The organism is Geminocystis sp. GBBB08, assembly GCF_016743215.1.
GTDB lineage: Bacteria > Cyanobacteriota > Cyanobacteriia > Cyanobacteriales > Cyanobacteriaceae > Geminocystis.
On record NZ_VRZC01000189.1, the window covers coordinates 1 to 6,619 of the forward strand.

General features: G+C 32.0%; 8 protein-coding genes. 6 read left to right on the forward strand and 2 right to left on the reverse strand.

Annotation, left to right across the window (positions count from 1 at the left end):
* From FWJ34_RS17080 to argF, 6 genes are all read left to right on the forward strand, one after another.
* A partial coding sequence (locus FWJ34_RS17080) for a Uma2 family endonuclease (RefSeq protein WP_308256548.1) occupies positions 1–235 on the forward strand: 235 nt, incomplete at its 5' end.
* A gap of 17 nt (positions 236–252) precedes the next feature.
* Positions 253–891 carry a methylthioribulose 1-phosphate dehydratase gene (locus FWJ34_RS17085; RefSeq protein WP_308256549.1) on the forward strand — a complete coding sequence of 213 codons (639 nt, stop codon included), beginning with the start codon at positions 253–255 and terminating at the stop codon, positions 889–891.
* Positions 888–1,451: a cupin gene (locus tag FWJ34_RS17090; protein ID WP_308256550.1), complete on the forward strand. Its 564-nt coding sequence runs from the start codon at positions 888–890 to the stop codon at positions 1,449–1,451. The genes FWJ34_RS17085 and FWJ34_RS17090 overlap by 4 nt, the downstream gene beginning before the upstream one ends.
* A gap of 50 nt (positions 1,452–1,501) precedes the next feature.
* On the forward strand, positions 1,502–2,200 hold the full coding sequence (mtnC, locus tag FWJ34_RS17095) for an acireductone synthase (RefSeq protein WP_308256551.1): 699 nt from the start codon (positions 1,502–1,504) through the stop codon (positions 2,198–2,200).
* A gap of 407 nt (positions 2,201–2,607) precedes the next feature.
* Complete coding sequence (gene prfC / locus FWJ34_RS17100) at positions 2,608–4,206, forward strand: peptide chain release factor 3 (RefSeq protein WP_308256553.1); 1,599 nt, start codon at positions 2,608–2,610, stop codon at positions 4,204–4,206.
* Between the two features lie 88 nt (positions 4,207–4,294).
* Positions 4,295–5,233 (forward strand): ornithine carbamoyltransferase, encoded by a 939-nt coding sequence (gene argF, locus FWJ34_RS17105; protein ID WP_308256554.1) that lies wholly within the window; start codon positions 4,295–4,297, stop codon positions 5,231–5,233.
* A 290-nt stretch (positions 5,234–5,523) separates the two neighbouring features.
* Here argF and FWJ34_RS17110 read toward each other — a convergent pair whose 3' ends face one another.
* Both FWJ34_RS17110 and FWJ34_RS17115 read right to left on the reverse strand, forming a co-directional pair.
* Positions 5,524–6,099 carry a DUF4340 domain-containing protein gene (locus FWJ34_RS17110; RefSeq protein ID WP_308256555.1) on the reverse strand — a complete coding sequence of 192 codons (576 nt, stop codon included), beginning with the start codon at positions 6,097–6,099 and terminating at the stop codon, positions 5,524–5,526.
* A 124-nt stretch (positions 6,100–6,223) separates the two neighbouring features.
* A partial coding sequence (locus FWJ34_RS17115) for a glycosyl hydrolase-related protein (protein WP_308256556.1) occupies positions 6,224–6,619 on the reverse strand: 396 nt, incomplete at its 5' end.

The following is a 6,619-nucleotide window of genomic DNA, read 5'->3' on the forward strand; positions in this document are numbered from 1 at the left end:
ATTAATAGGGGTATCCGATACCAGTATTGATTACGATCGCAATGTTAAATTACCTCTTTATGCTGAAAGTAAAATTCAAGAAGTATGGTTAATTGACTTAAATCAAAACTTTTTAGAAGTATATAAAAATCCCCAACAAAATTATCATCAAAATATCCAAAAACTTTCCCCTGAAAATATTGTTAACTTAAATAATCCTAGTAACATAAAAATTGATCTTCGCAAATTATTTTAATTAAAAAAACTAAAGGATTGGTTAAATTGATTTATTCACCACTAGATTTAGACATCGCTAGTAATAATATTATAGAAACGGCTAATTTTCTTCATAGTAAAGGATGGACACCGGCCACCAGTAGTAATTTTTCTCAAAGGTTAGATAATAGTTATTGTGCCATCACCGTGTCAGGAAAAGATAAAGGAAGATTAACCTCTGATGACATTATGGTAGTAGATTTTGAGGGAAAACCTCAGCATGACAAAAAACCATCGGCAGAAACTCTTCTTCATACCAGTTTATATGCCCTTGATGAATCTATTGGAGCAGTTTTACATACCCATTCTCTCAATAGTAATCTTCTAAGTATTTTAACGGAAAATTCCTCTTGGCGATTAGAAGGTTATGAGTTATTAAAGGCTTTTAGTGGTATTGCTACCCATGAAAGTGCTATCAATGTGCCAATTTTTGCTAATACTCAAGATATAGCCACTCTAGCTGATAAAGTTATAGAGTATCTCCATCAAAATATTCCTTGTTGGGGGTATCTAATTCGAGGGCATGGGATTTATACTTGGGGTAGAGATATGGCTTCTGCTTTACGACATTTAGAAGCAATGGAATATTTAATACAATGTGAATTAGAAATTATGCGTATTAGAGGTAAAAAATGACAGCATTAAAAATATTTGACGAAAATCAACCAAATGCACCTATTTTTGATAGTAACACCATTGAGGAAATTGATAAAATGAAACAGATTACCCATCAATTAAAACAAGTTGGAGTAAGATTTGAACAATGGCAAACCATCGAGAGTTTAAAATCAGGTGCGACTCAAGAGGAAGTTTTAAGCATTTATCAATCAGACGTCAAAAAACTAATGGATGAAGAAGGATATTTGACTGTTGACGTGGTTAGTTTAACCGCTGATAATCCTCATAAAACAGCTTTTCGAGAAAAATTCTTGAATGAACATACTCATAGTGAAGATGAAGTTCGCTTTTTTGTTGATGGTGAAGGTTTATTTAGTTTACACATCGAGAATCAAGTGCTAGAAGTATTATGCACTAGAGGAGATTTAATTAGTGTACCTGCAAATACTCGTCATTGGTTTGATATGGGGGAGAATCCGAATTTTATCGCTATTCGTTTTTTCAATAATCCTGAAGGTTGGGTAGCTAATTTTACAGGTAGTGATATTGCTAGTAAGTTTTCGAGATTAGAAAATTAAGTTTTACCTTGAAATTGTCTTAATTAATGATTTAATTAACTTGATATTTTATGCTAAAAGCAATTTTAACCGATATTGAAGGTACAACAAGTTCTATTAGTTTTGTCCAGGATATATTGTTCCCTTATGCTTATAATAAAATCGCCGATTTTTTAGCTCAGAATTGGAATAATGAATTGGTTAAAAAATCAGTTTTAGAAGTAGCAACATTAGAAAATTTAAGGGATTATAACCATCAACAAATAACTGCTATTTTAAGGAAGTGGATTAAAGGCGATCGCAAAATTACTCCTTTAAAAGATTTACAAGGTATTATTTGGGAAGAAGGTTATAAAAATGGCGATTATTGTTCTCATATTTATGAAGATGCCTACAAACAATTATCATTTTGGCACAGTAAAAATATCCCTATTTATATCTATTCTTCAGGTTCAATTTATGCACAAAAACTATTTTTTGGATATTCAGAATATGGTGATTTACTAAATTTATTTTCAGGTTTTTTTGATACAACTATCGGTAATAAAAAAGAATCAAAATCTTATAAGAATATAACCAATTATCTGAAGTTAAATTCTGATGAAATTATCTTTTTATCTGATGTAGAAGCAGAATTAAATGCGGCTTTATCCATAGGAATGTCAACGGTTTGGGTAATAAGAGATGAAAATTTATTTGATGAAAAAAATAAGAGTGATTCTCCTCATCAAATTGTTAATAATTTTCTAAAAATTAATTTGTGCAAATAGCTTTTATTTTTACCAGCTAACTTAATGCTATAATATTTATATAGCTATCCTATGGGAGTTGTGCGATTTTAAGAGGTGTTAGCTATCAGCTATCAGTGGTCAGCTTTAAGGAATAGTAAGATTTACAGATTTATTTTTTAATCTTTAATTCTTCACGAATGATTTAGGATTGCTATAGTAAAAATTTTTCTGGATGTTTAGTAAAAAATATGCCTTAATTTTAGAAAAAATAAAGATATAGCATAAGGTATCTTTGAATCTCACTAAATTTCCCTTGAAAAAGGAGAGTTCAATTTTTTTGTTTATACCCGATAATTATTGTTAGGCTATGAATAGAAAATAGTCTAATAATTAGCTAAAAATAAACAATATTCATTAGAAAGTATTAATTATTCATTATTTAAAGAATGTCTTTAACCATCGAACAAGAATTACTCAAAGCTGTTAATAAACGTCGTAACTTTGCAATTATTTCTCACCCTGATGCTGGAAAAACAACCCTGACAGAAAAACTCTTATTATACGGAGGTGCAATACATCAAGCGGGGGCAGTAAAAGCTAAAGGTGAACAACGACGAGTTACATCTGACTGGATGGAGTTAGAAAAACAACGAGGTATCTCAATTACTTCTACCGTTTTACAGTTTGAGTATAACAATTATCATATCAATTTATTAGACACTCCCGGACACCAAGATTTTAGTGAAGACACTTATCGCACTTTAGCGGCGGCAGATAATGCGGTGATGTTAATTGATGCGGCAAAGGGTTTAGAACCACAAACTCGTAAACTTTTTGAAGTATGCAAATTGCGGGGGCTTCCTATCTTTACTTTTATCAATAAAATGGATCGTCCGGGTAGAGATGCCTTTGATTTATTAGACGAGATTGAGCAAGAATTAGGTTTAAAAACTTATCCTGTTAATTATCCTGTGGGTATAGGTGACTATTTTAAAGGAGTTTTCGATCGCCGTCAAGAGGCTTATCATTTATTTGAAAGAATTGCCCATGGTAGTAAAGAAGTGCCCGAAATTATTATCCCTAAAGGTGATGAGAGTATTAGTAAATATTTAGATTCACAATTATATGAGCAAACTTTAGAAGAATTGGAAATGGTGCAGGAAGTAGGTGCAGAATTTGACTTACAAGCCATTCACGAGGGAAAAATGACTCCCGTGTTTTTTGGTAGTGCCATGACTAATTTTGGAGTAAGTCTTTTCTTAGAATCATTTTTAGATTATGCTTTACCACCCACCCCAAGAAAATCAACTTTAGGCACATTAGCACCAACCTATCCTGATTTTACTGGTTTTGTGTTCAAATTACAGGCAAATATGGATCCCAAGCATAGAGATAGAGTAGCATTTGTGAGGGTTTGTACGGGGAAATTTGAAAAAGATATGGCAGTAAATCATGCGCGTACGGGGAAAACAGTACGTTTGTCTCATCCTCAAAAATTATTTGCCCAAGGAAGAGAATCCATTGAGGAAGCCTATCCAGGAGATGTTATTGGTTTAAATAATCCGGGAGTATTTGCCATTGGGGATACTATTTATTTAGGCAAAAAATTAGAATATGAAGGTATTCCTAGTTTTTCTCCTGAATTATTTTCTTATTTAAAAAATCCTAATCCTTCCCAATCAAAGCAGTTTCAAAAAGGCATTCAACAATTACAAGAAGAAGGTGCAGTGCAAATAATGTATTCTATTGATGACTTTATTCGAGATCCTATTTTAGCAGCAGTTGGTCAATTACAATTTGAAGTTGTACAATATCGGATGTTAAGTGAATATAACGTAGAAACAAGATTAGAGTCTATCCCTTTTAATGTTGCCCGTTGGGTTATGGATGGCTGGGAAGCCTTAGACAAGGTTGGGCGTATATTTAATACGATGACAGTAAAAGATGCTCTCGATCGCCCAGTGTTACTATTTCGTAATGAATGGAATGTGAATCAATTACAAGGTGATTATCCTGATTTAAAATTAAGTGCGATAGCCTTTTAGTAAGTAATAAGTAATAAGTAATAAGTAATTTGATCTGACTCAGGTTAAGTTAAGATATGAAAATTATTTTAGATGTCGTATTTAATTTATGAGTAGTTTAACTGGTAGAGATTTATTAAGCATTGCTGATTTAAACAAAGAAGAAATCAACACAGTCTTAAATTTAGCCGCCGATTTGAAAAGTGGTAAACAGCAATTTAATTTTAATAAAACTTTAGGATTACTATTTTACAAAGCCTCTACTCGCACCAGGGTATCCTTTAGCGTAGCAATGTATCAATTAGGGGGTAACGTTATTGACTTAAATCCTAGTCGCACACAAGTAGGTAGAGGAGAACCAATAGAAGATACAGCGAGAGTTTTAGATCGTTATTTAGATATTCTCGCAATTCGGACCTTTGCACAAGAAGATATCCAAATTTTTGCTGATTATAGCGATATTCCCATTATTAATGCTTTAACGGATTTAGAACATCCTTGCCAAATTCTAGCAGATTTACAAACTATTCAAGAATCTTTTGGCACTTTAGAAGGTATCACCATGACTTATTTAGGTGATGGTAATAATGTAGCGCATTCTCTTTTGTTAGGTGGTGTTTTAATGGGGATGAATGTGCGTATTGCCACTCCTGAAAATTATTTACCCAATCCTGATATTGTTAAACAAGCCCAAGCTTTAGCCTCTAAGCCCGAACAAGTTATAATTACTAATGACGCTAAAGCGGCGGCGGAAAATGCTCAAGTTTTATATACAGATGTATGGGCTAGTATGGGGCAAGAAGAAGAAACAGCCAAAAGAATACCAATTTTTCAACCTTATCAAATCAATCAAGAATTAGTTAACCTTGCAGATGATTCGGCGATTATTTTGCACTGTCTTCCTGCTTATCGAGAAAAAGAGATAACGGCAGAAGTAATGGAAGGAAAACAATCTCGTATATGGGATGAAGCTGAGAATAGAATGCACGCACAAAAAGCACTTATGGCTTGTCTTTTAGGTTTTAACGAAAATATTGTCCAAAAATGAAATTTATAGTATGGTGATAGTATGGTGATAAGCTAGGAAAGTATCTAAGTTGACTGTTGAGAATAGGAAGAGGGAAGAGGTAAAGCTTTGAGTCAAGGCAAGGGTTTTAAACTCCTTGTTAGGAGTTAGGAAAAAATGTGAGTTAAATGCGTCTTGCCTTAGGGAAATCTCAAAAGCCATAATCAAAGGAATCATCTCTATAGATTTATCAATGATTCACTATCAAAAATTTTTAAATGGTTTGTCGTAAAGGATTTATCGGCAATTTTTCTAATTTTGGCAAATATCTATTAATTATCAATTTCTTTCCACTCATCAAAATCCCTTTCAATGGCGTATTGAAAACTCTTAGATAATAAAAAAATATTTTGTTTTGAGTTGACAGACTTGGGAAAGTTAACTTCGGCGTAAATTTGACTATCATCAAAATTCGGCTTACCAAGAATTATGTGATATTTTTCATTATTATTTAATGTTAACCAAATTTGATGTTGAGATTTATTTAAACCAAATTCTTCTCGTTTATCTTCAGTTAAGGGAATTTCTACTTTATTTTCGGCTTGACTAAATAAATTTACTAAAAAAGACATCGCTGCATTACTGGCAGTTATTTTTTGCGGTTGTATCATTTGCCAAGATTGGTTACTGTCTTTTGTCTTTTCAAAACTAATTTTATTGCCATTGACTTGGATACTAATAGTTTTAATCTCATTGGTATCGAAAGGAAAAATCTTTTCTTTTTTTTCTTGATTTTCCGCTTTTGGGGTAAGATTAAATCCTTGATTTTTTATTTCTGTAAAAAAGACAAAGCCCGTTAAACCTAATGCTAAAATGACTAAAGAGATTGTGGTGCGGTTAAATTTCATTGACAAATTTAGGGAAAAAATAGCCTAGTTCTATAATTCATAGTCAATATTAACATAGTTACGGATATTCCTCTCTGTTAAGTTTCATTTGAACTTTAAAATTGGCGATCGCATTTTTTTGTATTTAAAAGTCAAGACAAAAGTTAAAAATTTGATAGGGGTTAATTAATTTATCTTGATTCTTAATCTCATCTTCTAGTAAATTGACTCTAGTTTTTAAAGATAAGTTTAAAAGATTATCGAAGGATAAATTAACAGATTCCCCATGACATTCATAACCTCGCAAAAGAATATTATTAGAGTTATCTTCTGTTATTTTTAAAGCCATTAAGATTAAGTTTTCTGCTTTAAGATTAATTAATTCTGCGGTAGGCGGTAACACTGATAATTGTGTTTTATTCTTTTCTAATAACAATACTTGTAAAGGAGTATTTAATTCATAACCTTTTCTCACACTATTGGCTTGTTTCCAATCATTTTTATGGGGGTATAAACTATAAGTAAATTCATGATAACCTTG

Bases quoted from the DNA above. Each gene is read 5' to 3' on its own strand.
- mtnC (WP_308256551.1), top strand. From the start codon at position 1,502: ATGCTAAAAGCAATTTTAACCGATATTGAAGGTACAACAAGTTCTATT.
- prfC (WP_308256553.1), top strand. From the start codon at position 2,608: ATGTCTTTAACCATCGAACAAGAATTACTCAAAGCTGTTAATAAACGT.
- FWJ34_RS17090 (WP_308256550.1), top strand. From the start codon at position 888: ATGACAGCATTAAAAATATTTGACGAAAATCAACCAAATGCACCTATT.
- FWJ34_RS17110 (WP_308256555.1), bottom strand. From the start codon at position 6,099: ATGAAATTTAACCGCACCACAATCTCTTTAGTCATTTTAGCATTAGGT.
- argF (WP_308256554.1), top strand. From the start codon at position 4,295: ATGAGTAGTTTAACTGGTAGAGATTTATTAAGCATTGCTGATTTAAAC.